This is a genomic window from Curtobacterium sp. USHLN213 (assembly GCF_037144815.1).
GTDB lineage: Bacteria > Actinomycetota > Actinomycetes > Actinomycetales > Microbacteriaceae > Curtobacterium.
Genome location: NZ_JBBCYQ010000004.1, coordinates 64,590 through 89,169, shown reverse-complemented (window position 1 = coordinate 89,169; position 24,580 = coordinate 64,590). Strand labels below are relative to the sequence as shown.

General features: G+C 71.5%; 22 protein-coding genes and 1 tRNA gene. 16 read left to right on the top strand and 7 right to left on the bottom strand.

Annotated features, from left to right (window positions below):
- Window positions 1–22: 22 nt before the first annotated feature.
- The 9 genes from WFH25_RS06870 to argG all read left to right on the top strand — a co-directional run bounded on the left by WFH25_RS06870 (window position 23) and on the right by argG (window position 9,024).
- The gene (locus WFH25_RS06870) at window positions 23–1,189 is read left to right on the top strand and encodes an ABC transporter ATP-binding protein (RefSeq protein ID WP_336697224.1); all 1,167 of its coding nucleotides are present in this window, start codon (window positions 23–25) and stop codon (window positions 1,187–1,189) included.
- The gene (locus tag WFH25_RS06865; protein WP_336697223.1) at window positions 1,186–2,091 is read left to right on the top strand and encodes a 2-aminoethylphosphonate ABC transporter permease subunit; all 906 of its coding nucleotides are present in this window, start codon (window positions 1,186–1,188) and stop codon (window positions 2,089–2,091) included. The genes WFH25_RS06870 and WFH25_RS06865 overlap by 4 nt, the downstream gene beginning before the upstream one ends.
- Window positions 2,081–2,881 (top strand): ABC transporter permease, encoded by an 801-nt coding sequence (locus WFH25_RS06860; protein ID WP_336697222.1) that lies wholly within the window; start codon window positions 2,081–2,083, stop codon window positions 2,879–2,881. Before WFH25_RS06865 ends, WFH25_RS06860 begins: the two co-directional genes overlap by 11 nt.
- 32 nt (window positions 2,882–2,913) lie before the next feature.
- Window positions 2,914–3,993, top strand: coding sequence for a 2-aminoethylphosphonate ABC transporter substrate-binding protein (locus WFH25_RS06855; RefSeq protein WP_229085691.1), 1,080 nt, complete (start codon window positions 2,914–2,916; stop codon window positions 3,991–3,993).
- The gene (locus tag WFH25_RS06850) at window positions 3,993–4,715 is read left to right on the top strand and encodes a phosphonatase-like hydrolase (RefSeq protein ID WP_336697221.1); all 723 of its coding nucleotides are present in this window, start codon (window positions 3,993–3,995) and stop codon (window positions 4,713–4,715) included. Before WFH25_RS06855 ends, WFH25_RS06850 begins: the two co-directional genes overlap by 1 nt.
- On the top strand, window positions 4,715–6,205 hold the full coding sequence (locus tag WFH25_RS06845; protein ID WP_336697220.1) for an alkaline phosphatase family protein: 1,491 nt from the start codon (window positions 4,715–4,717) through the stop codon (window positions 6,203–6,205). Before WFH25_RS06850 ends, WFH25_RS06845 begins: the two co-directional genes overlap by 1 nt.
- A gap of 146 nt (window positions 6,206–6,351) precedes the next feature.
- Window positions 6,352–7,455, top strand: a complete 1,104-nt coding sequence (locus WFH25_RS06840; protein WP_336697219.1) for an epoxide hydrolase family protein — start codon at window positions 6,352–6,354, stop codon at window positions 7,453–7,455.
- 13 nt (window positions 7,456–7,468) lie between these two features.
- Window positions 7,469–7,543: transfer RNA gene (locus tag WFH25_RS06835), tRNA-Arg, on the top strand.
- Between the two features lie 38 nt (window positions 7,544–7,581).
- On the top strand, window positions 7,582–9,024 hold the full coding sequence (gene argG, locus WFH25_RS06830; RefSeq protein ID WP_070417830.1) for an argininosuccinate synthase: 1,443 nt from the start codon (window positions 7,582–7,584) through the stop codon (window positions 9,022–9,024).
- A gap of 294 nt (window positions 9,025–9,318) precedes the next feature.
- Here the strand turns inward: argG and WFH25_RS06825 are convergent, their stop codons facing one another.
- Entirely contained in the window at window positions 9,319–10,458 is a 1,140-nt protein-coding gene (locus tag WFH25_RS06825) for an AI-2E family transporter (RefSeq protein WP_336697218.1), read from the bottom strand.
- Between the two features lie 406 nt (window positions 10,459–10,864).
- On the opposite strand from WFH25_RS06825, the gene WFH25_RS06820 reads away from it, so the two are divergent.
- Entirely contained in the window at window positions 10,865–11,032 is a 168-nt protein-coding gene (locus tag WFH25_RS06820; protein ID WP_156794831.1) for a hypothetical protein, read from the top strand.
- Window positions 11,033–11,141: 109 nt separating this feature from the next.
- Here the strand turns inward: WFH25_RS06820 and WFH25_RS06815 are convergent, their stop codons facing one another.
- Together WFH25_RS06815 and WFH25_RS06810 are read right to left on the bottom strand one after the other, a co-directional pair.
- Entirely contained in the window at window positions 11,142–12,575 is a 1,434-nt protein-coding gene (locus WFH25_RS06815; protein WP_336697217.1) for an MATE family efflux transporter, read from the bottom strand.
- A 140-nt stretch (window positions 12,576–12,715) separates the two neighbouring features.
- A complete protein-coding gene (locus tag WFH25_RS06810; RefSeq protein ID WP_070417833.1) occupies window positions 12,716–13,159 on the bottom strand; it encodes a MarR family winged helix-turn-helix transcriptional regulator in 444 nt (147 codons plus the stop codon).
- 417 nt (window positions 13,160–13,576) lie between these two features.
- Between WFH25_RS06810 and WFH25_RS06805 the strand changes: the two genes are divergently transcribed.
- The 3 genes from WFH25_RS06805 (at window position 13,577) to nadE (ending at window position 16,894) form a co-directional block, all read left to right on the top strand.
- Complete coding sequence (locus WFH25_RS06805; protein WP_336697216.1) at window positions 13,577–15,655, top strand: choice-of-anchor G family protein; 2,079 nt, start codon at window positions 13,577–13,579, stop codon at window positions 15,653–15,655.
- Between the two features lie 192 nt (window positions 15,656–15,847).
- Entirely contained in the window at window positions 15,848–16,027 is a 180-nt protein-coding gene (locus WFH25_RS06800) for a hypothetical protein (protein ID WP_070417835.1), read from the top strand.
- A 39-nt stretch (window positions 16,028–16,066) separates the two neighbouring features.
- The gene (gene nadE / locus WFH25_RS06795) at window positions 16,067–16,894 is read left to right on the top strand and encodes an ammonia-dependent NAD(+) synthetase (RefSeq protein WP_139199207.1); all 828 of its coding nucleotides are present in this window, start codon (window positions 16,067–16,069) and stop codon (window positions 16,892–16,894) included.
- A gap of 79 nt (window positions 16,895–16,973) precedes the next feature.
- On the opposite strand, the gene WFH25_RS06790 is transcribed toward nadE, so the two are convergent.
- Together WFH25_RS06790 and WFH25_RS06785 are read right to left on the bottom strand one after the other, a co-directional pair.
- Window positions 16,974–18,233: a type II toxin-antitoxin system HipA family toxin gene (locus WFH25_RS06790; protein WP_336697215.1), complete on the bottom strand. Its 1,260-nt coding sequence runs from the start codon at window positions 18,231–18,233 to the stop codon at window positions 16,974–16,976.
- Entirely contained in the window at window positions 18,230–18,526 is a 297-nt protein-coding gene (locus tag WFH25_RS06785) for a helix-turn-helix domain-containing protein (RefSeq protein ID WP_229085735.1), read from the bottom strand. Before WFH25_RS06785 ends, WFH25_RS06790 begins: the two co-directional genes overlap by 4 nt.
- A 166-nt stretch (window positions 18,527–18,692) precedes the next feature.
- On the opposite strand from WFH25_RS06785, the gene WFH25_RS06780 reads away from it, so the two are divergent.
- Window positions 18,693–20,141: an SPFH domain-containing protein gene (locus WFH25_RS06780; protein WP_336697213.1), complete on the top strand. Its 1,449-nt coding sequence runs from the start codon at window positions 18,693–18,695 to the stop codon at window positions 20,139–20,141.
- A 33-nt stretch (window positions 20,142–20,174) separates the two neighbouring features.
- Here the strand turns inward: WFH25_RS06780 and WFH25_RS06775 are convergent, their stop codons facing one another.
- Complete coding sequence (locus WFH25_RS06775; protein ID WP_092385095.1) at window positions 20,175–20,594, bottom strand: hypothetical protein; 420 nt, start codon at window positions 20,592–20,594, stop codon at window positions 20,175–20,177.
- Window positions 20,595–20,619: 25 nt separating this feature from the next.
- Window positions 20,620–21,600, bottom strand: coding sequence for a hypothetical protein (locus WFH25_RS06770; protein ID WP_336697212.1), 981 nt, complete (start codon window positions 21,598–21,600; stop codon window positions 20,620–20,622).
- Window positions 21,601–21,784: 184 nt separating this feature from the next.
- Between WFH25_RS06770 and WFH25_RS06765 the strand changes: the two genes are divergently transcribed.
- Together WFH25_RS06765 and WFH25_RS06760 are read left to right on the top strand one after the other, a co-directional pair.
- Window positions 21,785–23,845 carry an MDR family MFS transporter gene (locus WFH25_RS06765; RefSeq protein ID WP_336697210.1) on the top strand — a complete coding sequence of 687 codons (2,061 nt, stop codon included), beginning with the start codon at window positions 21,785–21,787 and terminating at the stop codon, window positions 23,843–23,845.
- A gap of 59 nt (window positions 23,846–23,904) precedes the next feature.
- Window positions 23,905–24,489: a TetR/AcrR family transcriptional regulator gene (locus WFH25_RS06760; RefSeq protein ID WP_336697209.1), complete on the top strand. Its 585-nt coding sequence runs from the start codon at window positions 23,905–23,907 to the stop codon at window positions 24,487–24,489.
- Window positions 24,490–24,580: the final 91 nt, after the last annotated feature.

Genomic DNA, 24,580 nt, shown 5'->3' with positions numbered 1-24,580 from the left:
CATCCACCTCCCAGGAGTTCCCATGGACACCAGCACCACCCCCGGGATCGAGTTCCGGAACGTCACGGTCGCCGGCAACGGCGGCGCGGTCATCCTCGACGACTTCACCCTGACCGCGGGCCGCGGCGAGGTCGTCGCCCTGCTCGGCCCGTCCGGTGCGGGGAAGACGACGGCGCTCCGTGCCGTCGCCGGGTTCGTCGCACCGACCCGCGGCAGCATCCACCTCGGCGGGAAGGACGTCACCGGGCTCCCACCGCGTCGGCGCGGACTCGGGATGGTCGTGCAGAGCTACGCGCTGTTCCCGCACATGAGCATCGCCGACAACGTCGGGTATGGGCTCCGGGCGAAGGGCATCCCGCGTCGGGACGTCCGGCCGCGGGTCGCGGAGGCGCTCGAGATGGTCGGGATGGCCGCGTTCGCCGATCGGCTGCCGCGCACCCTCTCCGGCGGGCAGCAGCAGCGGGTCGCGATCGCCCGTGCCCTCGCACCGCGGCCGGAGGTCCTGCTCTTCGACGAACCCCTCTCCGCCCTCGACCAGCAGCTGCGACAGGGGATGATGGCCGAGCTCGCGCGGCTGCACCGGGAGCTCCCCGACGTCACGATGCTCTACGTGACGCACGGGCAGAACGAGGCGCTCACGCTCGCGGACCGGATCGCCGTGATGGCGGACTCGCGTCTCGTCGAGTTCGGGACGGCAGCGGAGCTGTACCGGCGTCCGGAGGCCGAGTTCACCGCGCGGTTCCTCGGCGCCTCGAACGTCCTGCCGTGCACCGCACTGCGCCCGGGGGAAGCGGCCATGACGGCCGCGCCCGGGCAGGTGCTGACCGTCCCGGCCGGTGCCGAGCGGGGATCGGCCGTGTCCGTGTCGGTCCGTCCACACCGTGTGCGTGTCCTGACGGCGACGGAGGGCGCCACGAACGTGCTGCCGCTCGAGGTGGACGACATCCAGTGGCGTGGTGCCACGCACCTCATCTCCGGCACCGTCCACGGTGAGCCGTTCTCGGTCGAGACGCTCGAGCTCCGGGACCTCCCGACGATCGGGCAGACGATCGGCGTCGGCTTCGAGCCGATCGACGTCACGATCCTCCGGGGCGCGGCAGCCGGTGCCCCGTCCATCGCGGGAGGCAGCACGGCACGTCCGGCGCTCCGCGTGGACGTCGCCGCCCAGCCCGCCGGGATGATCTCGTGACGCTCACCACCGAGCCCCACGGGAAGGTCGGGCCGACGACCGGACCGACCGGTGGCGGCCCGCGCCGGGTGCCCACCGCGTGGCTCGTCGGTGCGCTGCCGGTCGCGGTCATGGCGATCCTCGTCGTGTACCCGGTGGTGCTCCTGATCAGCAACGCCGTCGAGGACGGGAGCGGCCGGTTCTCCATCGCCGAGTGGCGCGTCCTGTTCGGCAACCCGGTGTTCCTCGACACGATCGCCACCACCGTCCGGGTCGCCGCCATCGCGACGGTGGGCTGCATCGTCGTCGGGACGTTCCTGGCGATCGTGATCGCGTACGTGCCGTTCCGGGGAGCCCGCGTCGTGACCGCGGCGCTGAACGTCTACCTCTCGTTCCCGTCGTTCCTGATCACCCTCGCGCTGGTCTTCATCTGGGGGAACGTCGGCATCGTCAACGGTGCGTTGAGCACGGCGTCCGGAGGGACTGCGCCACCGATCCACCTGCTCGACACGCAGTGGGGTGTGATCCTCGCCGAGGTCACCTACTTCACCCCGTTCGTCGTCCGCCCGGTCCTCTCCGCGCTCGAGGTGATGGACCGCAGCCAGGTCGAGGTCGCCGAGTCGCTCGGCGCCGGACCTGCGCGCATCGTCCGGACGCTGATCCTGCCGGAGATCGCGCCGGCACTGCTCGCCGGCGGCGCACTCGTGCTGATGCGCACCATGAACGAGTTCGGGATCGTCCTCTTCGCCGGAGCCAAGGACGTGACGACACTGCCGACCCTCGTCTACAGCCAGGCGATCAGTCGGGGCAACTACCAGGTCGCCGCCATCGCCGCACTGGTCAACATCGTGCTCTCGCTCGGCCTGTACCTGCTGTACCGACAGATCACCGCCAGAGCGCTGGGAGGACACCGTGCTCGTTAGGTCCCGTTCCGGACGCTTCGTCGTCCACCTGGTCACCGCGCTGGTGATCGTCGCGCTCTTCGTCCTGCCCTTCGGCGTCCTGCTCGTCGGAGCCTTCTCGACCTCGTGGTCGGGAGCCCTGCCGTCCGGTGCCACGACGGGCAACTTCGCGACGGTGTCCACGGAGTCGGCCACGGTCGCGACCATCACCGCGTCGATCGTCTCGGCGGTGGTGTCGACGGCAGTCGCACTCGTCGTCGCGACCACCGCGGCGCTCGCCGCACGGAACGCCCCGCGCCTCGGCCGCGTGCTCGACACCCTGTTCCTGCTCCCGGTGGCGATCCCCTCCGTCGCGGTCGGCCTCGCGGTCCTCATCGCGTTCTCCTCGGGCCCACTCCCGCTCAACGGCACCGTCTGGATCGTCCTCATCGCGCACACCGTGCTCGTGGTCTCGCTCGCCTACCAGCCGGTCACCGCCGGGGTCGCGCGACTCACCCCCGCCGTCGAGGAGGCCGCCGCCGCGCTGGGGGCGTCACCGCTGCGCACCCTGCGCACCGTGACCCTGCCCGAACTCCGACCGGCGCTCGCCGGAGCCGCCGCGCTCTGCGTCGCGATGTCGATGGGGGAGCTGACCGCGTCGATGATGGTCGCCCCGCCGACCTGGCGGACCCTGCCCCTGCAGATCTTCTCGTTCACCTCACGCGGCATCCGCCTCTACGAGGGAGCCGCCCTCGCGGTGGTCCTCATGGGCATCACGCTGCTCGTCCTGCTCGTCCTGCAACGCGTCCTCGCCGGCCGCGTCCGCGCCTGACCCCACCCCGCTCATCGACCCGATCGGACACCATGACCACGCCCCGCTGGACCCTGTTCCGCACCGTCACCGCCCTGGCGCTCACCGGCGCCACCGTCGCCGCCCTGTCGGGGTGCTCCGCCGGCAGCTCCGCCGCGAAGGCCGACCCCGCCGCCAAGACCGTCACCGTCTACACCGCTGACGGCCTCAACGACGGCGACGACTCCTACTACCAGACCGTGTTCGCCGCCTTCGAGAAGGAGACCGGCATCGACGTCCAGGTCGTCGAGGCCGGCTCCGGAGAGGTCCTCCAGCGCGTCAAGCAGGAGTCGTCGAACACCCAGGCCGACCTCCTCGTCACCCTGCCGCCGTTCATCCAGACGGCATCCGAGGACGGGCTGCTCGCGAAGTACGCCCCCGAGGGCATCGACGCCGTCCCCGCGGCGGACAAGGCGGCCGACGGCACCTACGAGGCCCTGGTGAACAACTACATCGGCTTCATCCGCAACACGGAGGACGTCCCCGATGCGCCGAAGACCTGGGACGACCTGCTCGGCGACGAGTACCAGGGCAAGCTGCAGTACTCCACGCCCGGCGTCGCCGGTGACGGTACCGCGATGCTGATGCTCGCCCGGGAGGTCCTCGGCGCGGAGCAGTCGACCGAGTACTTCACGAAGCTGCAGGACAACAACGTCGGGCCGTCGGACTCCACGGGCGCCCTCGCCGCGAAGGTCGACAAGGGCGAGCTGACGATCGCGAACGGCGACGTGCAGATGAACATCGCCCAGCAGAAGTCGATGCCGAACCTCGGCATCTTCTTCCTCGAGGGCGCGGACGGCACCCCGACGACCATGTCGGTGCCGTACTCGGTCGGGCTCGTCAAGGACGCCCCGCACACCGCCAACGCGAAGAAGCTCCTCGACTTCCTCTACACCGAGGACGCGCAGGAGCAGGCCACGACGGTCGCCGGCGGCTTCCCGGCACGCTCCGACGTCCACCCCACCGGCGACGAAGCGGAGAAGCTCGACGCACTCATGCACGGCGTGGAGATCGTCCACCCGGACTGGGACGACATCGCGGAGCACCTCGACTCCTACGTCGGTGACTGGAACACCGCCACCGGCACGCTCTGATGACCACCACCGACCTGCACTCCGGAAGGACCACCATGATCGACCTCGTCGCCCTCGACATCGCGGGCACGACCCTCGACGACGGCGGGACCGTCTACGACGCGCTCCGTGCCGCCGTCGAGGAACGCGGCGCCACCGTCGCGCCGGACGACCTGCAGACCTGGATGGGGACCGACAAGGTCACCGCCATCGACGCGCTGCTGCGTCTCGGCGGGGTGACGCCGACGGCACACCAGGTCGCCGAGTCGTTCGACCGGTTCCGCGCGATCCTCCGGTCCCGGTACGCCGAACAGCCCGCGGTCATCCTGCCGGGTGTCGCCGACGCCGTCCGGACACTCCGGGCGGCAGGGGTCAAGGTCGCCCTGACGACCGGCTTCTCCCGGGACATCGTCGACCTGCTGCTGGACAGCGTGGGCTGGCAGGTCGACACGCACCTCGACGCAGTCGTCACGACCGACGACGTGCCCGCGGGGCGACCGGCGCCGTACATGATCCACCGTGCGATGGAGTGGACCGGCGTCACCGACGTCCGACGGGTCCTCGCCGCCGGGGACACCGTCGTGGACCTGCGCGCCGCGGAGAACGCCGGTGTGGTCAGCGTCGGGGTCCTCACCGGCCAGACACCGCGCGAGGCGCTCGAGGCGGAACCGCACGACCACGTCCTGGCCTCGGTCAGCGCACTCCCCGAGCTCCTCCTCGGCGCCGAGCTGGTGACCCGGTGATGCGCGGGAAGCAGGTCGTCGCGGTGGCGTCGACGCTCGCGCTCGCCGCGGCCGGTCTCGGTGTCGGCGCGATGCCCGCCGCTGCCGCTGCCGCGGACCAGCACGTCATCGTGGTCGGCATCGACGGACTCCGCTTCGACAAGATCGCTCCGGCGAACGCCACGAACCTCGAAGCGCTCATCGCCTCCGGGTACTCGAGCACCACCTGGCTGTACGCCGCACCGATGTCGCAGACGCTCTCCGGCCCGGGATGGGCGACGAACCTGACCGGCGTCTGGCCGGACAAGCACCGGGTCCTGAGCAACTCGTGGGGGACGTCGAGCAACATCACCCAGTACCCCGACTTCCTCAGCCGCGTCGAGGCGGCGAACCCCACGCTCTCGACCTACGCGGCGGCGACCTGGGCACCGATCATCGACGGGTCGGCCGGGTCCCCGCTGATCACGAGCGCCGTCGACACCCGGTACGTCTCGACGGGCGACAGCGACACCGCTGCCGACGTCCTCGGGCAGCTCGGGAAGACCGCCGCGCCGAACGCCTCGTTCGTCCACTTCGACGACGTCGACGAGGCCGGCCACGCGGACGGCGCGGCATCGAGCGAGTACCTCGCCGCCGTGGCGGAGATCGACGGGTACGTCGGGAAGATCCGGCAGGCCGTCGCGAAGCGCCCGACGTCGGAGCAGTGGTCGATCATCGTCACCGCGGACCACGGCCACACCGATGCGGGTGGGCACGGTGGCAACACACCGCCCGAGCGATCGTCCTTCATCATCAAGACCGGGCCCGGGATCACGAAGACGACGCCGACGATCAAGCCGAAGAACGTCGACATCGCAGCGGACGTCCTCAGCACGTTCGGCATCCCGATCCCCGCGGCACTCGACGGCCGTCCGCTCGCGACCGCCTCGACCGACCCGTTCGACAGCATGGTGGGATCCCTCGGCTCCGCCGTCGACGAGACCGCGATCCCGGCCGCCACGAAGGGCTGGACGCACGCCGTCCCGTCCGGCTGGAGCATCGACGACACCGGCATGGGGACCGGGGGCGTCACCGAGTGGCGCGGCTGGTCCCTGACGGACGACGACTTCTGGACCAGGACGGATCCGGGCCAGGGACGCGAGACCAACGTGCGCGCCCGCGGGGTCTTCGCCGTGGCCGACTCCGACGAGTGGTCGGACAAGACCCACACCGGCCTCTTCAACAGCCGACTCGTCTCGGCGCCCTACACGGTCACCGCCGGGTCCACCGCGACGATCACCTTCGGGTCCCACTACCGCAAGGAGGGAAACGAGACGGCGTCGGTCCTGGTCAGCTTCGACGACGGCGCGACCTGGACCACGGCATCGACCCTGGCCGGCGACTCGACCGCGGCGATCCAGACCGTACGCGTGGCCGTCCCGGCGGGGAAGACGAGCATGCGCGTCGCCTGGGCCCTCACGAACGGCGACAACAACTGGTACTGGGCCGTCGACGCACCGCGCGTCGGCTGATCAGCACCCGGAGAACGCGGCTGACGCCGTGACAGCCTGGAGGCGCGGGTCGGGCCCGATCCGCGCCTCCAGTCCGTCCCGGTGCCGGACCAGGACCGTGTCGGCTGTGGCGACCGGCTGTCGGTGGGTGGGCGTAGCGTGCCGCCATGACGGAGACCCCCGAGATCGACGACGCGACGATCGACGACCTGCGTGCGCGCCTGCGCGCGACCCGCTGGCCGGATGCGCCCGCCGGGACCGGGTGGTCGCTCGGCATCGACGTCGACGAGCTGCGCCCGCTCGTCGAGTACTGGGCAGACGGGTTCGACTTCGACGCGCACCGGGCGGCACTCGCCGCACTGCCGTCCCGCCGGGTCGAGGTGGACGGCGTCGGCATCCACGTGCTGCACGCCCGCGCGGCGACGCCGGGTGCGCTGCCCGTGCTGCTCGCGCACGGCTGGCCGGACTCCGGGTGGCGGTACCGCAAGGTGCTGCCGATGCTCGTCGACGCCGGGTTCGACGTGATCGTGCCGGACATGCCCGGCTACGGGTTCTCCGACGCCCCGCCGCAGCCGATCGACGCACGGGCCGTCGCCGGGATGTGGGCGACGCTGATGACCGACCTCGGGTACGAGCGGTTCGCGGTGTCCGGTGGGGACATCGGCACGCACGTCGTGCGGTACCTCGCGCTCGACCACCCCGAGCGGGTCGTCGCCGTGCACCGGATCGACGGCGGGCTCGCCTGGCCCGGGCTCGACCCGTCGACGCTGTCCGAGGCGGAGCGTGCCTTCGTCGCCGAGACCGAGCGGTGGCGTACCGACGAAGGCGCCTACGCGATGATGCACCGGACCAAGCCGCAGACCGCGGCGGTCGGCCTGAACGACTCTCCGGCCGGGCTCGCGGCGTGGATCGTCGAGAAGCTCCGCTCGTGGAGCGACTGCGGCGGGGACCTCTGGTCGGTGTACACGCGGGACGAGGTCCTGGCGTTGCTCACCGAGTACTGGGCGACGGCGACGATCGGGTCGGCGATGCGGATGTACCACGCGAACGCGGCGGTGCCGGCGGCGCAGCTCGAGCGTCGGGTCGAGGTGCCGTCCGGGTTCTCGATCTTCCCGGGGGACCTCGTGCGGGCGCCGAAGGAGTGGCTCGAGCGGACGACGAACCTCGTGTACCACCACGAACTCGACCGGGGCGGGCACTTCGCGGCGTTCGAGCAGCCGGGGCTGTTCGTCGACGAGCTCCGGGCCTTCCTGGGGCCGTTCCGCCGCTAGAGTGGGAGGGCCAGCCTCTGTAGCTCAATGGAAGAGCAGTTCCGTCCTAAGGAAACGGTTGGGGGTTCGAGTCCCTCCAGGGGCACCAGTCGTTGTACCGGCTGGACTCCCCGTACGATTGACGTCGTGTCCAAGGTCCTGAGCAGTCTCCCCGTCGGCGAACGAGTCGGCATCGCGTTCTCCGGAGGTCTCGACACCTCCTGCGCGGTCGCCTGGATGCGCGAGAAGGGAGCGGTGCCCTGCACGTACACGGCCGACATCGGCCAGTACGACGAGCCGGACATCGACGCCGTCCCCGGTCGTGCCCACGAGTACGGCGCCGAGATCGCCCGACTCGTCGACGCGAAGAGCGCCCTCGTGGAAGAGGGCCTCGTCGCCCTGCAGACCGGTGCCTTCCACATCCGCTCCGGCGGCAAGACCTACTTCAACACGACGCCCCTCGGTCGCGCCGTGACGGGCACGATGCTCGTCCGCGCCATGAAGGAGGACGGCGTCGACATCTGGGGCGACGGCTCCACGTACAAGGGCAACGACATCGAGCGGTTCTACCGCTACGGCCTGATGGCGAACCCGCGGCTGCGCGTCTACAAGCCGTGGCTCGACTCCGAGTTCGTCGAGGAGCTCGGCGGCCGCAAGGAGATGAGCGAGTGGCTCGTCGCCCGGGGCTTCCCGTACCGCGACTCCACCGAGAAGGCCTACTCGACCGACGCGAACATCTGGGGCGCCACGCACGAGGCGAAGAGCCTCGAGGAGCTCTCGAGCGGCCTGGACATCGTCGAGCCGATCATGGGCGTCGCCGCCTGGCGTGACGACGTCGAGGTCGCCACCGAGGTCGTGAGCGTCCGTTTCGAGGCCGGTCGCCCCGTCGCGATCAACGGTGTCGAGTACGCTGACGCCGTGGCGCTCGTCTACGAGGCGAACGCGATCGGTGGCCGCCACGGCCTCGGCGCGTCCGACCAGATCGAGAACCGCATCATCGAGGCGAAGAGCCGCGGCATCTACGAGGCGCCGGGCATGGCACTGCTACACATCGCCTACGAGCGCCTGCTCAACGCGATCCACAACGAGGACACCGTCGCGTCGTACCACACCGAGGGTCGCCGTCTCGGTCGCCTCATGTACGAGGGGCGCTGGCTCGACCCGCAGTCCCTCATGCTGCGTGAGTCGCTGCAGCGCTGGGTCGCCTCGGCCGTCACCGGCGAGGTCACGCTGCGCCTGCGTCGCGGCGACGACTACACGATCCTCGACACCACGGGCCCGGCGCTGTCGTACCACCCGGACAAGCTCTCGATGGAGCGTGTCGGCGACGCCGCGTTCGGCCCGGACGACCGCATCGGCCAGCTGACCATGCGCAACCTCGACATCGCCGACTCGCGGGCACGCCTCGAGCAGTACGCCGCCGCCGGGCTCATCGGCGGGGCGACGGGCGACCTCGTCGGCGAGCTCGAGTCGGGCGAGTCGGAGGAGATCCTCGGCGGCGCGGTCGTCACCTCGGATGCCGATGACGCGCTCGGTCGTGCGACGGACCTCGCGTCCGAGGGTGCGGCGTTCGACTCCGGCACCGACTGACCCCGGTCTGCAGCACGACGAAGGGGGCCTCCGCCACGTGCGGAGGCCCCCTTCGTCGTGCTGTGCTGCGCCTCGGTCGGCGGACGGGGCGGGGTCGAACGACATTGTCGACGTCGTACGACATCGACGACGTCGCTGCCGGGCGTGTGCAACCGTTGCGGCCGCGGGGGAACGACATGGTCGACGTCGTACGACATCGACGTTGTCGTTCCGGGGCTGCGGCACAGACGGCACGGACGTCCCGACCGCGCCCCCGCCGCCCGCGTCAGCGCGCCTCGGCGGACTCCGCCCGCGTCAGCGCGCCTCGGCGGACTCCACGCGCTTCTGCCGCCACGGGCGCGCCGGCTTGTCGGGTCCGTCCCACACCTGCACGACGCCCCACGCGGCGGCGAGCAGCGGCACCGAGATGATCGCGCCGGTGATGCCCGCGAGCACCGTGCCGGCGGTCAGGCCGATCAGGATGACGAGGCCGTGCAGCTTGAGCGTCTTGCCCATCAGGACGGGCTGGAGCAGGTTGCCCTCGAGCTGGTTCACGAGGACGACGATGCCGACGACGATCAGCGCCTGGACGGGGCCGAGCGCGACGAGGGCGACGAGGGCGGCGAGGATGCCGGCCGCCGTCGCACCGACGATCGGGATGAACGCCGTGATGAACACGACGACGGCGAGGGGCAGCGCGAGCGGCACCCCGACGATCGTGATGCCGACGCCGATGCCGACCGCGTCCACCGCGGCGACGGTGGCGGTCCCGCGGACGTAGCCGCCGAGCGTCTGCACGACCCGGTCACCCACGCGGCGAGCACGGTCGTAGCGGGCACCGGTGAAGGGACGGAGGAGGAACTCCCAGATGGCCGGACCGTCCTTGAGGAAGAAGAACAGCACCACGATCATCAGCACGAGACCGGTGAGGAAGTTCGCCGTGGCCGATGCCCCCGCGAGCGCGCCGGAGCCGAACTGCGAGCTGGTGACGAAGTCCTGGATGCCCTTCACGGCATCGTCGATCTGCGACTGGTCGATCGAGATCGGCAACGTCGACGCGAAGTCCTGGAGCTGGTCGAACCCGCTCAGGGCCGACTTCTGCAGGTCGGGCCACTGCGAGATGACGGCCACGACGATGAGCCAGCCGACGAGGCCGAGCACGACCAGCACGCCGATCAGGACGGCGAGGGTCGCGAGCACGGACGGCACCCGGTGCCGCCGCAGCCAGGACACGACGGGGTGCATCGCCGACGCGATGATGAGGGCGAGCAGCACCGGGATCGTGACGACGCTGAGCGTGGCGGCGGCGTAGACGATGCCGATCACGACGACGAGCACGACGATGATCTGCAGGCAGCGGGTGGCCAGAGCGCCGAACGAGTCGGACCACTGCTTCGCCACCTGGCTCGGCGGTGCGTCGGGGTGCGGGGGCTGCGGGGTGCCGAACAGGGGCATGGGGCTCCTCGGGGTACGGGTGTGCCCGCCCACCGTACCGGGGCGACGGCGATCCGGCCGGGGCGGCGTCGGTCACGGCTCGGCGTCGTCCGAGATCCGATGAGGACGTGGCGGCGGGCGCCCGGTGCGCGTTCCGGACGGTTCTCGTGCCGACGGTCGCGCGACAGTACGCTGGGGGACATCGGACCGACTCAGGGTTCCGTCGCCTTTGATGCTCCTCGCGGTCTGCGGGGTCTGGCGCAACGGGACGGTCCGATCGGATCCGGAGTGCGCATCACTCCGACGAAGGGCTGGTCGACGTGACCGCCACTGTCCATGTGTTCTCGCACCCCGCCGAACTGTTCGTCGGGTCACCCCGCACCCCCCTCGGCCCGCTGGCCGTGTCCGTCGTCGAGCTGGTGCTCGCGTGACCGCCCGCCGCCAGGAGGACTGGCACCGCCACGGCATGCGCTCGCCCGAGGACATCGCTGGCCTGCTCGCCGCGCGCCTCGGCGGCGCGGACGAGACGCTCCGCGCGGTCGGGCCGACGTGGGACGAGCCGTCCTACGCGGACTTCCTCGGCGAGCAGCTCTGAACTGACCGCCGACGAGCCGGCCGGCCAGCGACGAGCTGTCGCGGCCACCTGACGGACGGGAGGCGCGGTGCCAGCCGGCACCGCGCCTCCCGTCCGTCGTGGCGTCCCGTCAGACCGCCGCCGCCTCCTCGAGCGTGGCGTCCGCCCGCTCCGGCGAGCCCTCGGCGAGGCCGCGGGCGATCCGCCCGCGCGACGCGAGCCAGAGCACCAGCGCCGCGACGAACACGAGCACCTCGGTCACGGTCAGTGCCCAGATGATCCCGGCGAGCCCGAACCACAGGTTCCCGACGATCACGATCGGGATGAACAGCACGCCCTGCGCCATCGACAGCACCATGGCCGGCAGCGCCATCCCGGTGGCCTGGAACAGCGAGGTCAGCAGCCCGGTGAACCCGTTCACGATCGTGGCGACGAGCTGCGCCGTGAGGATGGTCAGGCCGATCGCGAGCACCGAGTGGTCGCCGGAGAAGACCGTGAAGACCTGCTGCCGGAAGACGAACACCGTGCCGGAGAACAGCAGGACGATCGTCCCGACGGTGAACGCGGCACCGCGGAGTGCGGCTCGGAGCCGAACGGCGTCGCCCTTGCCGAAGGCGTAGGCGAGCAGCGGCAGCACGCCGATGGTCACGCCCATCACGAGGAACTCCGGGACCTGGGCGATGCGGACGGCGACGCCCATCGCCGCGAGCGGGTCGTCCCCGTAGGCGGCCGCGAGGTTGTTCAGCACGAGGGTCGTCACGATGAGGAACCCGGACTGCAGCAGTTCGCTCGAGCCGATACCGAACACCGGCCCGAGGATGTCCGCCCGCAGCGTGAACCACTTCGGTGCGAAGCTCACGTTCGCGCTGTTCCGCTGGAGCCAGACGATCCAGTAGCCGATCGCCACGACGTTGCCGAGGCCGACGGCGAGTGCGGCACCGGCGACGCCCCAGTGCAGGACGAGGATGAAGAGCACGTCGAACACGAGGTTCCCGACGGTCGACAGGACGAGCCCGACCATGGCCTGCCGTGCCGCCCCCTCGGACCGGACGATCTGCTCCAGGGCGAACGACGCGGCGAGCACCGGCACGAACGCGAGCATGACCGAGACGTACGCGCTCGTGGCGGGCACCGCGGCGGCGTCGGCACCGAGCACGGCGACGAGCGGGTGCAGGAACACCAGGCCGAGCACGGCGAGGACCACACCGGTGACGACGGCTCCCCAGAGGGCGAAGGAGGCGACGCGCTTGATGTCCTCGGCCTTGGCGGGATCGTGCTCCGAGGCCCCGAGCATGCGCGACATGAGGGCACTGCCACCGACGCCGAACACGCCGCCGACGGCCATGATGATGCCGAGGAGCGGGGTGCCGAACGTGATCGCGGCGAGCAGCGAGGTGTCGTGCTGCGAGCCGATGAAGCCGGCGTTGATGACGTTGTAGACGGCGCTGACGACCATCGCGGCGGCCATCGGGACGCACAGGTGGACGAGCGCGCGGCCGATCGGTGCGGCGGACAGGTACCAGCGGTTCTTCGCCGCGGCGGTGTCGGGTGCTGTGGTGCTCATGGCTGCCTCCTTCTGGGCAGGGCGGAGCGCGCGCCGACCGTCGGTCGGCGCCGCAGGGCATGACTGATGACGCGATCGGCGGGTGCCGACGCGTGGGGGTGGGTCGCGCCTCCTGGACGGGCCTGGAGGCGCGGGTCAGGTCACCGGGTGGGTTCCGGCAGTTCCGCGGTCACCTTGTGCAGGAGCTCCTGCAGGGTGGCGCGCTCGTGGGCGTCGAGCGGCGCGAGCAGGACGTCGTCGAGGGCGATCATGGCGTCCTCGAAGCCGGCGATGAGGGCGATTCCCTCGTCGGTGGCGAAGACCCGTTTCGTCCGGGCGTTCTCGGCGTCCGCCCGGCGTTCGACGAGCCCGCGGCGCTCGAGTCCCTGCAGGAGACTCGAGACGCTGGCCGCACTCGTCCGGGTGATGTCGGCGATGTCGCGCTGGATCGCGCCGGGCGTGTGCTGCAGGTACCCGAGCACGAAGCTCTGCTCCTGGGTGAGGTCGCGTTCGCGGACCCATTCCTCGGCCGCCTTGCGCTGCGCCCACCCGATCCAGCGCATCTGCTGGAGGGGCGTGTCGAACCGGGGTGCCTGCTGCGTCATGTTCAGAACGCTAATCGTTCGACCTCTAACTGTCAACACTCGAACTGATCCGTTCACGGCGTGCCCCGAACGGGGGTATCGCCACGACGGGGGACCCCCCTTGTAGATTGCTCAGGAAACGCGGTCTCACCAACCGCTCATCCTCAGCTCGACGACGCCGCCGAGCCCACCCGGGGGGATCAGGACATGGCACGAGGACGAACGATGCGCGCACGATCGATGCGCCCGTCCGTCGACGCTGCCTGCACCGCTCCCCGCCTCGCCGGGGGTGATCACCCCGGATAGCCGCGCCCGCGCGCAGCACGACGCGCACACGTGACTCCGGGCCGCCCCACCAGCGCGCCCGTCGGATCTCCCGCCCCACCAGCGGGGGATGGATCAGCAGGCGGACGACCTCCGCCTGGAGGAAGAGGCACCATGCCACGCACTGCAACACGCTTCGCGCTCCGCGCGGGCGCCACGGCCACCGTCGCGGCCGTGATCATCGGGGGAGCAGCCCTCCCCGCACACGCCGCTGCGACCGACGCGACCCAGGCCGAGGGCCGTCTGCTCTCCGGCAGCGGCTCCGTCGACCTCGACAGCGTCGCGGCGCTCGCCGGGTCCTTCGGTGCGACCGCTCCCGGCGGGGCGACCGCCGGGCAGTCCGACCCGCTCGACCTCTCGGTGCTGAACAGCATCGGGATCAACGTCCCCGGGGGCATCCAGCTGCTCGGCCAGAACGGTCTCGTGAACGTCGGCGTCGCCGGCCAGGTCGCGAGCACGGACACCACCTCGGCGGTCGCGGCCGCCGGAGCCGTCGGCGCGGACGGCGCGATCCAGGTCGGTCCGGGCACCCCCGGCGCCGGCGCCACCGTGAACCTCACCCCGCTGCTCGGCGACCTCGACGTCGACGGCGTCGTGAGCGAGCTCTCGGTCGGGCTCGGCGCCCTGTCTGCCCGGGCCGAGGCGACGCGCACGTTCGGCGCTCCGGACGTCACCACCGACTACCAGGTCGCGGGCGCACAGGTCCGGCTCGTCAGCCCCGCCGTCCAGCAGCTCGTGACGTCGCTGGACACGACGCTCGGCACCACCGACGACACCGTGAACGCGGCGATCGGCGAGGACGGTCTCACCACCGACCTCACCGCGGCGCTGCTCGACCCGGTGACCGACGCCGTGAACACCCTCGGGCTCGGGGTCCTGACGCTCGACGACACCACCGCCCAGCTCACCGCCGACGTGGACCTGCAGGGTGCGCTCGCCACCGTGACGCAGCAGCCGCTCACCGACGGCCCGGTCACGATCGACCTGTCCACGGGTGTGGTCACGATCGACCTCGCGCAGCTCTACACGCTGAACGACCTGCCGGCGAACACCACGCTGCTCGACGACGCGACGATCAACGCGCAGATCACCGGCGCGATCTCGGACATCCTGACCGAGCAGCTGCCGGCACTCCTCACCACGACGCTCACGAACGCCCTGGACGTCGCCGACGTGCAGCTCGTCGTGGACACCGGCGTCGACCTGCTCGGAGCCGACGTGGCGGGGCTGACCCTCACGGTCGACACCACCGTCGGGGACCTGCTCGGCACCGGTGACGGCGCCACGCTCACGGTCGCCGGCGACGGGATCCTCGGCCCGGTGCTCGGCACGCTCGACCCGCTGCTGCAGCCGCTGCTCGGCTCGACCATCGTCCCGGCGCTGACCGGCATCCTCGGTGACGTGCTCGGCGGGAACTTCGTGGCGGACACCGTGCAGACCCTGCTCACCACCATCACGTCGACCGTCACGGCGCTCGACCCGCTGCTCGACGTCGTGAACCAGCTCGTCTCCGTCACGATCAACTCGCAGACCGCTCCGGCGTTCACCGAGCCGACCGCCGACGACACCGGGGCCACCACGGTCCGGGCCGTCCGCGTGCAGCTCCTGCCGGCGGCGGACCTGGCGACCGTCGACCTCGCGACGGCGACCGTGCAGGCGGACCCGTTCGCGGGCATCGCCATCACCTCGCCCGAGGACGGGACGGACTACACGGTCCCGGCGGACGACGACACCACCTCGGTGCCGGTCACCGGCACCGCGGAGCCGGGCGCCGACGTCGACGTCACGCTCGACGGTGACGACGAGGGCACGCAGTCGACCGTCGCGGGCGAGGACGGCACGTGGACGGTCACGTTCCCCGGGGTCGCCGTCGGTGACCACGAGGCCGAGGCGGTCGAGACGATCGGCACCCTCGTGAGCGACCCTGCCGCGGTGACCTTCGCGGTCGCAGCAGCACCGGTCGACCCGACCGACCCGGGCACGCCGGGCACGCCGGGTACGCCGGGGACCCCCGGCGGCGCAGGCGGTGCGGGCGGCGCGGGCGGTGCCGGTGCCGGTGCGGCCGGCAACGGCGCGGGGACCGGGAGCCTCGCCTACACCGGTGCCGAGCTGGTGCCGCTGCTGCTCCTCGCCGGGCTGCTCCTCGCGGCCGGCGGCGGCACGCTCGTCGCGCGGCGCATGCGTCGAGCCTGACCCGGACGGGCGCCGGCGGGTACCGGCGCCCGTCTTCCGGGACCGCGGCGCGTTCGGGTCGCCGCGGTCCCGCCGGTGCGGTGTTGGTTCGGGCCACCACCGCACCGGCACCCCTCGTCCGCCGGCCGGCCCCTCCCGCCGGCCGACTCGATCCACCGCTTCCGACCGCTTCCGACCGCTTCCGACCGCGACGTGAGGACCACCGTGCACGACCACGACACCCACCCGCTCGACCGCCACGTCGGGCCCCCGCACGTCGAACGCTTCGTGCTCACCCGGGCGCAGGAGACCATCGGCGTCGTCTGCACCTGCGCGATCGGGGCCGACCACGACAACACCATCCGTCCGGTCGGCGCGGATCGCGTCCACTGAACCCTGTGCACGCGGCGGATGCAGCGGGATACTGGGGTGGTGCGTGAACTCCAAGCCGCCATCGCAGCGGACCTCAACGTCCAGCCGACCATCGACCCGGAGCAGGAGATCGCCCGTCGCGTCGGGTTCCTCCGGGACTACCTGCTCACCACCGGTGCCAAGGGCTACCTGCTCGCGATCAGCGGCGGCCAGGACTCGACGCTCGCCGGGCGCCTGACCCAGCTCGCCGTCGAGTCGCTCCGCGCCGAGGGGCACCCCGCCGAGTTCACCACCGTCCGCATGCCGTACCGCGTGCAGGCCGACGAGGACGACGCCCAGCTCGCGCTGCAGTTCATCGCGGCCGACCCGGGCATCACCGTCAACATCGAGCACGGTGTCGACGGGGTCGTGCAGGACACCGCGGCCTCGGGCGTCGAGCTGAGCGACTTCGTGAAGGGCAACGTCAAGGCCCGGATGCGGATGGTCGCGCAGTACGCCGTCGCCGGGCAGCGGGGGCTCCTCGTCGTCGGGACCGACCACGCCGCCGAGGCCGTGACCGGCTTCTTCACGAAGTACGGCGACGGCGGTGTCGACCTCACCCCGCTCACCGGGCTGTCGAAGAGCCAGGGCCGGCAGCTGCTCGAGCACCTCGGCGCCCCGGCCCGCCTGTACGAGAAGGCCCCCACCGCCGACCTGCTCGACGAGACGCCCGGCCAGACGGACGAGGCGAACCTCGGGCTGTCGTACGCCGAGATCGACGCGTACCTGCAGGGCCACGACGTCCCGATCGAGGTCGCCGAGGCGATCGAGTCGCGCTACCGGGCGACGGAGCACAAGCGCCAGGTCCCGGCGACGCCCTTCGACGACTGGTGGCGTGCGGGCGCGTAGGCGCTGACGCGACCCCGTCCAGGAGGCGGGGGGGGGGGGGGGCCCCCCCCCCCCCCCCGCCTCCTGTCTGTCCCCACGGCTACAGGCCGAGCGCCCAGTCGAGTTGCGGGGAGTCGAAGGCGACGCGCATCGCGTCGCGTTCGTCCGGCGGGATGCCGAGCGCGGCTGCGACGCGGTCCCAGCCGGCGACCGCCCCTGCCACGCGCTGGAGCACACGTTCTGCGTCGGGGTTCCGGAGTCGGAACGCCCCGGCGATCGTGAGCAGGTTCCGGAGGTCGCGTGCCCGCGGGTCGTCCGACGAGGAGATCGCACGGGAGTCGATCACGCCGCGCTGGCGGCTGGGGTTGACGTCGAACACCGGGGACAGTCGCCACCCGTCCACCGTGTGCAGGAACGCGTGGTTCCGCCAGTGGTCGTCGACGTTGTTCACGAGCACGGAGAGCGCGATCCGGCCGAACATCTCCCGCAGGTCTGCGGCCGGCGCCGCGCTCCAGTGGTCGATCGCGTCCGAGAGGTCTTCGTAGGTCAGGCGGGACCCGTCGTCGTGCGCGCCGAGCTCGAGGGCGGTCCGTGCCGACATGTAGCCGAGGCGGCTCCCGGTCGCGTCGCGGTCGAAGCGCTCGGAGACCAGCACCGCTCGCCCCGCACCAGGCGGGACGAGGGACCACCGCGGGACACGGAGCCCGGCGTCGGCGGCCAGTGTGAGCGCGACGGCCTCCCATCGCTCGACGTCGAACCGGCCGTCCTTCGAATGCGGGAGCTTCGCGATGGCCAGCGTGCCGCGGTCGGTGGTGATGTTGGCCTTCGGGCGCGCGCCCCCGGGAGACGTCGCGACGTCGCCGAGGTAGGCGATGTCCTCGTCGGTCGCCTCGTCGTCCTCGTACCGGGCGGCCGCGGCGAGGATCCGGTCGAGGTCGTGCACGTTCGCGACCCCGGTCTCCGATGACAGCCAGGCACCACCGGAGCGGAACCGCAGCGAGCCGGTCCGGGTGTGGTCGGAGACGCCGAGCAGGTAGTCGAACTCGCCGAGCCGACCGGGCAGCGTCGTGTCCTGCTGTCGACGGAGTGCGTGGTCGGCGCGGATCAGCTTCTGGCCCCAGTCGTCCGGGGCCGCATCGCTGAACGCCCCCGGGAGGGTCTGGCTCTCGGCCGTGTAGGTCCGACCCGGCCGGAGGGGGAGGTCCGGGGAGACCTGCCAGCCGTCCCGGAGGAACGCCGGGTCGTACTCGAAGGACGACGAGGCCAGGGTCCGGAGTCCCTGGAACGACGGACGCAAGGTCCCCACGCGTCGGGGTTCTGCCGCTTCGCCGGACCAGACCTCGACCACGTCCTGTGTCACAGGGTCCCTCCGCGCCGCAGGATGTCGTCGATCCGAGCGCGCGCGGTGTCGCTCCGGAAGGGGTCGATCGCCTCGACCGCGGTGTCGGCGATCCCGAGTGCTCCGAGCACCGCGAACAATGAGTCGACACGGCCGCCCGTGCCGTTCTCGATCGCGCGCAGGGTCTCCCGCGTCACCGCGGCACGGTCGGCCAGTTCGGCGGCGGACATCCCGTTCACCGAACGCCAGCGTCGGATGTTCTCACCGAAGGCCGCGAGCTGCTGGCGCCGCCGGGGCGACGTCCGTTGGACCATCGCAGACCTCCTGGTAGGAAAAGCTTGCACAACCGTCGTTTCTGGCAGGGAATCATGCCAATTGTACGCCCACCCGCTCCCCGCCGGGCGGCAGGACTCCTAGGATGGGACCAACGGAACAACAGATGCGGAATCCAGGCTGCGGCCTGTTCCACGAGGGGGAGTCATGGAAGTCCTGTTCGCGCTCGGAGCCGTCCCGCTGATCGTCGTGGGGGTCGTCGTCCTGGCGGTCATCGTGCTGATCTACGCGAAGCTCGTCTACCGCAACGCCGGCGCCGACGAAGCGCTCATCATCACCGGCAAGCGCTCCCGCAAGGTGAAGAACCCCGACGGCACCGAGACGGTCGAGTCCGGGATCAAGGTCGTTCTCGGCGCCGGTGTCCTGGTCCGGCCGTTCTTCGAGCGCGTCGCCAAGATCTCGCTGAGCTCGCGCGCGATCGACATCAACGTGAACGCGCAGGACTCCCGCGGCGTGACCATCGACGTCGAGGCCGTGGCGCTCGTCAAGGTGGGCGAGGCGGACGCGTCGATCCGGGCCGCCGCGCAGCGGTTCCTCGGCCAGGAGAAGAAGATCGACGACTTCGCGCGCGAGGTCCTGTCCGGTTCCCTCCGTGCCTCGATCGGTGCGACCGACGTGTCGACCATCATCCGCAACCGCGACCAGCTCACCGTCGCCGTGCTCGACGTCGCGAAGGACGCCCTGCACAGCCAGGGACTCGACGTCGACTCGTTCGAGATCAAGGGCATCTCGGACCGCAACGACTACATCAGCGACCTCGGACGTGCCGAGCGCGCGCGGGTCCGGCTCGAGGCCGAGAACGCCGAGGCCCAGGCCGACCGCGAAGCGCGTGAGGCCCGTGCCACGGCCGACCAGGCCATCGCCGAGGCGGAGAACACCCTCGCGATCCGTCGGGCCGCCCTGCAGCTCGACGCCGACCGTGCCTCCGCCGAAGCCGCTGCCGCCGGCCCGCTCGCCCAGGCCCGCGCGGCGCAGGGCGTCGTCGAGCAGGAGCAGCTGACCGCGCAGAAGCGTGCCGAACTCCGCCGTGCCGAGCTCGAGTCCGAGGTCTCCGCGGTGGCCGAGGCGCAGGCGCGCAAGACCCGCGTCGAGGCCGAGGCGGCCGCCGCTGCCCAGGTCGAGACCGCCCGTGCCCAGGCCGAGGCCCGACGCATCTCGGCCGAGGCGATCGCCGCCGAGGCCCAGGCCGAGTCCGAGGCCCGCAAGCTCGCGGCCGACGCCTCCCGCGCCGAGGGTGAAGCCGCCGCCGACGCGATCCGCGCCAAGGGCCAGGCCGAGGCCGACGCCACGAAGGCACAGGCGGACGCGCTCGCCCAGCACTCCGAGGCCGTCCTCCGGGTGAAGGCGATCGAGACGCTGCCGAGCATCGCCCGCGAGCTCGCGGCCCCGATGGGCAACATCGACAAGCTGACCGTCGTGTCCTCCGACGGCGCCGGAGCGCTCTCGAAGAGCGTGGTCAGTCAGTTCAGCGAGGTCGACGCCCTGCTCGGGACGACGGCCGGCTTCACGCTGAGCGACATCGTCAAGAGCACCACGGCGGGGCAGGCCGCAGCCCGCGCCGTCGTGCGTGAGCAGGAGTCCGCGGCGGCCGAGTAGCCGATCCGTCGTCCGGTGCGGGCGCGGCGGGGGTCAGTCCTCGTCGCGCCCGTCGTCGTCGCGGCGGTCGCGCTGCTGCCCGCCGGCGTCCTCGCGCTCACCGGAGCCGTCGTGTCCGTCCCGGCGCTGGTCCGCCAGGCGCTGCTGCCAGACGACGCTGCGGGCGGCTCCCTCGAGGATGTCGTCGACGCTCCGGCCGGTCTGCGCGGCGAGGGCACCGCTGAGACCCGCGGTGAGCGTGCCCCCGGCCGACGCCAGTCGTTCGACCACCTGCTCCTGCCGTTCGGTCAACGGTTCGTCGATCATCTCGTCGATGGTGTCGCGGATGTTCTGCTCGCTCGCGTCCAGGGCCGCCTCGTCGCCCGAGTGCAGTGCTGCTGCCTCGCCGACGACGACGAGTCCGAGCCGCGCGGCATCGTCTTCCGGACGCTGGCCTTCGTGCTCGTCAGTCATGGGCGGGACGGTACGCTCGACCGGATCACGCTTCCTGGACAGCGGGGTACGTGGGCGCTCCCCCCGGCGGCAGTCCTCCCCACCGTCGCAGCAGCCACTCGGCGGCCGCCAGCCCCTCGCGTCGCTGGAAGTCCCGGAGCGTCGGCATGTGCGGGATCGCCGGGCGGGACGCCTTCTCGAAGAACGTCCCGGCGAGCCCGGCGAGGACCGCGTCCACGCTCGACGCCGGCACCCCCGCGAACACCCGGTGGGTGGCGAGGTGGTGCTCGACGTCGGCGTCCTCGCCACGCACCAGCACGTCGAGCAGGTAGGTGAGCGGGTCGAGCCAGTGCGCGCCGACGGCGGCCCAGGGCCAGTCGATGACCCAGACGACACCGTCCGCGTCGACGAGCAGGTTGTCGGCGCGGCAGTCGACGTGCGCCAGGGATCCTCCGTCGACGGCCGCCGCGGCGTCGCGTGCCGCCCGCGCCATCGCGGGGGCAGCGGCGACCACGTGCGCCGGGACGACGTCGGGGAAGCCTGCGGCGGCCATCCGGTCCCAGGCGCCGAAGTCCTCGACGAGGTCGTCCGCGACGCGCGGGAGCTGTGCGAGCGTCCCGGTGGCGGTCGGCAGCGTGTCGAGTGCGTCGAGCACGGCGGTGACGTCGGACCCGTCGCCCGCCGTTCCGGGGTGGTGTCCGTCCACGTCCTCGATGACGAGGGCGATCCAGTCGTCCCCGTCGACGGTCTCGCGCACGGTGTCTATCAGCCGAGGCGCCTGCACGGCACCGGGCAGGTGGCCCATGACCTCGGCCTCACGCTCGTGCATCCCGAAGCCGTCCGGGTTCCGCGACCGCGAGAGCGTCTTCACGAACGCTCGTCGACCGTCCGCGGTGACCACCCGGTCGGCGCCACCGGGGGAGTACCCGCCCGCCTGTGACTCGGCCTGTGCCACCGCGCCCCCGAGCACCGTCTCGATGCGCTCCCGCAGGACTGCCGGCACATCGGTCCACGTCGTCCGCCCCATCCGGCCCACGGTACCTGAGGAGGCGTTCACAAACATGCACAATGGGAAAGATTGCGTATGCGGCAAAGGTGCTCATGGTGTAAAGTTGCAGAGTCTGCAAGGTTGACCCGCCGTCATCGGCCCGCCACGACGCCCCGGCGTCCCTCGCGACCACGACCACCACACGCACCCCTGAAGGACCCCCATGTCTACTGCCACCGCACCCGTCGAGGTGTCGCGCGGACGACAGAGCTCCCCGGCCGGCCAGCCGGGGAAGCCGATCATGTCGCACCGCCAGATCCTCCTCGTCATCTACGGCCTCATGGCCGGCATGTTCCTCTCGTCGCTCGACCAGACGATCGTCGGCACGGCCATCCGCACCATCGGCGACGACCTGCACGGTCTCGACCAGCAGGCCTGGGTCACCACGGCGTACCTGATCGCGTCGACGATCACCACGCCGATCTACGGCAAGCTCTCCGACGTCTTCGGCCGTCGTCCCCTCTACATCTTCGGCATCGCGGTCTTCATCATCGGCTCGCTGCTCTCGACCATGTCGACGTCGATGATCATGCTCGCCGCGTTCCGTGCCTTCCAGGGCATCGGTGCCGGTGCGCTGATGTCCCTGCCGCTCGCGATCATGGGCGACATCCTCGCTCCCCGCGAGCGCGCGAAGTACCAGGGGTACTTCCTGGCCGTCTTCGGCATCTCCTCGGTCATCGGTCCGCTCATCGGCGGGCTCTTCTCCGGCGCGTCGACCATCCTCGGCGTCACCGGCTGGCGCTGGGTCTTCCTGATCAACGTCCCGATCGGCATCGCGGCGCTCCTCATGGTCATCGCCTTCCTGCACCTGCCGAAGTTCGGCGACGCCAAGGCGAAGCCGCGGATCGACTGGTGGGGTGCGACCTCGGTCATCGTGACCCTCGTCCCGCTCCTGCTCGTGGCCGAACAGGGCCGCACCTGGGGCTGGGGCTCGGCCGCCGCGATCGCCTGCTACGTGATCGGTGCCCTCGGCCTGGTCGCCTTCCTCGTCATCGAGACGCTCATGAAGGACGACGCGATCATCCCGCTGAAGCTCTTCCGCTCGGGCGTCTTCTCGATGGCCACGATCCTCGGCTTCCTCGTGGGCTTCGCGATGTTCGGCGCCATGCTGACCATCCCGCTGTACCTGCAGATCGTCACGGGTCTCACCCCGACCGAGTCCGGCTTCGCGACCCTGCCGATGATCGGTGGGCTCATGATCGCCTCGATCGCCTCCGGCCAGATCGTCGCCCGCACCGGCAAGTACCGGATCTTCCCGGTGATCGGCACCGCGCTCGTCTCGCTCGGCTACGTCGTCCTGACGTTCATGAACATCGACAAGCCGCTCTGGTTCCTGATGATCGGCATGTTCCTCATCGGGCTCGGCCTCGGCCAGCTCATGCAGAGCATCACCCTCGCCTCACAGAACTCCGTGCAGCCGCGTGACATGGGTGTGGCGACCAGCTCGGCGACGTTCTTCCGCCAGATCGGTGGAACGCTCGGCACCGCGGTGCTCCTGAGCGTCCTGTTCTCGATCATGCCGGCGAACATCCTGCACGCCACGGCCGACCAGAAGAACCTGACCGGCGCACTCGACGCCGCGCTCAACCCGACGGTCGCCAGCGCCAAGGCGAACCAGGGCGTCATGGACCAGATCTGGAACCCGATCGTCACCCCGATCAAGCAGCAGGTCCAGTCCGGGCTCGACCAGGCCACCGCGCAGGTGACCCAGGCCACGACCGGCGCTCCCGAGGCCGTGCAGCAGCAGGCGCTCACCGCCGCTGCCGACAAGGCCCACGCGTCCGTGCAGGACGGCAAGCTCGTCGTCGACTGGTCCGACTCGGCCCAGCGCACGTACTGGGTGGACGACCTCGCCCCGGCGCTGTCGAAGCAGATCGACGAGGGCACGAGCGACAAGGGCGCGTCGAGCAGCGAGACGAGCGACACCTCCTACCTGAACGGTGCGGACGCCGCGCTCACCAGGCCCTTCATGACCGGGTTCAACTCGTCGGCCGTCACGGTCTACTGGGTCGGCTTCGCGGTCATCCTGCTCGCCTTCGTCCTGAGCTGGTTCTTCAAGGCGCCGCCGCTCCGCAAGAGCTCGGCCCTGCAGGAGCAGGCGGACAACGAGGGCACGGCTGACGACCTCGAGGTCCAGGCGGTCAAGGCCGCCGACACCATGGGCTCGCCGACCGCTCCCGTCACCGGTTCGATCCCCGTCCAGCGGGGCGCGTCGGACCGCTAGGCCGCACGGGGCCTCCCGCCACCGCGGGAGGCCCCGTCGTCCGTCCGAGGAGCCACCACGTGACCACCACCGAAGCCCCCGCCCCCGGCGACAGCGGCCTGCGGGAGCGCAAGAAGCAGCAGACCCGGGCCGCCATCCACCGGTCCGCGCTCGAGCTCGTCACCGATCGCGGGCTCGCCGGCGTCACGGTCGAGGAGATCTGCGCCGCCGCCGGCGTCTCGCCCCGCACGTTCTTCAACTACTTCCCGTCCAAGGGCAACGCCGCCCTCGGCCTCCCCGCGACCACCGTCCCGGGCCCTGCCCGCGCGACCTTCCTCGCCGGTGCGGGCACGCTCGTGTCCGACCTCTGCGACCTCGTCGCGCAGACCGTGACACTGCCCGAGGATCGCCGCCGGATGAAGTCGCTCGTGCAGGCGCGGCCCGAGATGGTCCCGACCATGCTGCAGTGGATGGCCGAGGCCCGGTCGGCGATCGTCGAGGTCGCCGCCGACCGCACCGACGCCGAGGCGGCGCGGACCGCCGTCACGCTCGTCATGGCCGCCGTCATCGAGGTCGCGCACCGGTTCTCGGTCGCGTCCCGCGACGAGCTGGCGGACCGGCTCCGCGGCGTGGTCGCGGAGATGGGGCGGCTCGCCGCCGTCTGAGCGCGACCACGTCCAGGAGGTGGGCCCCACCGGCCGGTTCCGGCGCGACGCGCCAGCGGCGTGGCGGCCGTGCCCGGAGGGACGGTGCGGG